The sequence below is a fragment of the Hydrogenivirga sp. genome (assembly GCF_056450045.1).
Map to the genome: position 1 here is coordinate 1 of NZ_JBWONM010000190.1, position 2,156 is coordinate 2,156.

The window sequence follows — 2,156 nt, forward strand, 5'->3', positions numbered from 1 at the left end:
GACCGCCTACACAACATGAGGACTCTAAATTACCTGAGAAGGGACAAGAGGCTCAGGATAGCTGAGGAAACCCTTGAGGTGTATGCACCCATAGCCCACAGGCTCGGTATATGGGAGCTAAAGAGAGCCCTTGAAGATCTGTCCTTCAAGCACCTTTACCCCAGGGAGTATGAAAAGGTCAGGAGCTTTGTAAGCCAATCTCTGGAGGACCTTGAGACCTACCTGAAGAAGTTCGTGATACCGAAGGTCAAGGAGGAGCTGAAGAAGGCAGGCGTTGAGTTTGAGATAATGTACAGACCTAAGCACCTTTACAGCATATGGCAGAAAACGATAAGGAAGAACATAAGCCTGGAAGAGGTCCACGACATCCTTGGAGTCAGGATAATCGTTGGTTCCGTTCAGGAGTGCTATCTCGTGCTCGGTATAATCCACAGCCTCTTCAAGCCTGTGCCCGGAAAGTTCAAGGACTACATATCCCTGCCAAAACCAAACCTTTACCAGTCCCTTCACACAACAGTAATAACCCCCAAGGGGAGGATGGTTGAGTTCCAGATAAGGACCTGGGACATGCACCTGAGGGCTGAGAAGGGTATAGCAGCTCACTGGGCTTACAAGGAGGGTAGGGATAGGATAGATGAGGCGGAGGTGTTCTCCTGGCTCAGAAACCTCGTTGAGAACATACAGGGGAGCAAGAACCCCACTGAGGTTCTTGACAGCCTCAAGAGAGAGCTATTCTCCGAAGAGGTCTTCGTATTCACCCCAAAGGGTGACCTCGTCGTCCTGCCGGCAGGCTCAACACCGATAGACTTTGCCTACCATATCCACACAGAGGTAGGCAACCACTGTGCGGGCGCAAAGGTCAACGGCAGGATAGTGCCTCTCAGCTACAGACTCCAGAGCGGGGACCAGGTTGAGATAATCACAAGCCCTGCGAAGAAGCCCAACCCCGACTGGCTTAAGTTTGTTGTCACCTCCAAGGCGAAGAACAGGATAAAGCACTACATAAAGCAGGCTGAAAGGGAGCGCTTCTTGGCAGAAGGCAGAAAGATATTTGAAAAGATAAGGGAAAACCTTGGTCTTTCAGTAGATGAGCTGAAGAAGAAGCTAAAAACGAAGATCAGGTTCAAGGAAGAGGAAGAGCTTTACATAGCCCTCGGTAGCGGCAGGCTCTCGGAGAGCAGGATACTTTCTCTGCTCTCTCCCAAGAAGGGAAAACAGGGCGAAAAACAGCAGGCAGAAGGCAGGGGAGAGGTATCTTTGGAGGGACTATCGGGTGTTATGTATGAGCTCGCCAAGTGCTGCAACCCCGTTCCGGGAGACCAGATATACGGAGTGGTCACGAGAGGTAAGGGTATAGTCCTGCATGAGAAGGGATGTGCAAACCTCAAGTACATAGCGGAGAACTTTCCCGAGAAGGTCTTCAAGGTAAAGCTAAAGTCTGAAGGTAGGTTCAAGACGAAGATAAGAGTGCAGGCGAGAGACAGGATAGGAATCCTTTCGGAGATAACTAAGAACATAGCGGAGCAGGGCTCAAACATCTGGGAGTCTTCAACGAGAACTACAGGGGATGGAACAGCCTTCATGGACTTTACCATTGACGTTACGGGTAAGAAGCACCTCAGGGAGGTGATCAAGTCAATAAGCTCTGTTGAAGGTGTTGACAGCTGTACGAGGCTCTACTCTTGAAATCTGGTTGCAAATTTAAGAGATGAATATATAATTTGTAGGGAGCGGGGTGTGAAAGCCCGCCGGCTCCTTGGCAACTGAATAGGGAGGGTTGTTTTAGATTAGAAACATCAAAGCACCTTTGTTTCTTTATGTCAAGATGAGGGGATTCCCCAAAGTATTGTAGCTCAAGGGTTCTATGCACTCCTCTAAAGTGGTGTTTTGGGTTACTGAGGATTTTCCGAAATTAACTTAATTTGAGCTATCCTCCTATTTCGGGAAATCCTTGATTTTCAGGTGCTTTGGTGATTGTATGCTTTAGGGGTTCCTAATGTACCGTGTGGAGTTGAAAACAGCTATGTCAAGGTCGGGCTCTATGGTGTGTTTGTAGAGTTCCTAATGTACCGTGTGGAGTTGAAAACCTTGTCTGTTCATAGGTAGCCTTCGGCGGTGTCCCTGTTCCTAATGTACCGTGTGGAGTTGAAAATCTG

1 protein-coding gene is annotated in these 2,156 nt (G+C 48.7%); it reads left to right on the top strand.

What is annotated here, in order from left to right; genetic code table 11:
• On the top strand, positions 1-1,686 hold a 1,686-nt coding region (locus AC1HCM_RS07900; protein WP_479461225.1), incomplete at its 5' end, for a RelA/SpoT family protein.
• Between the last annotated feature and the right edge of the window lie 470 nt (positions 1,687-2,156).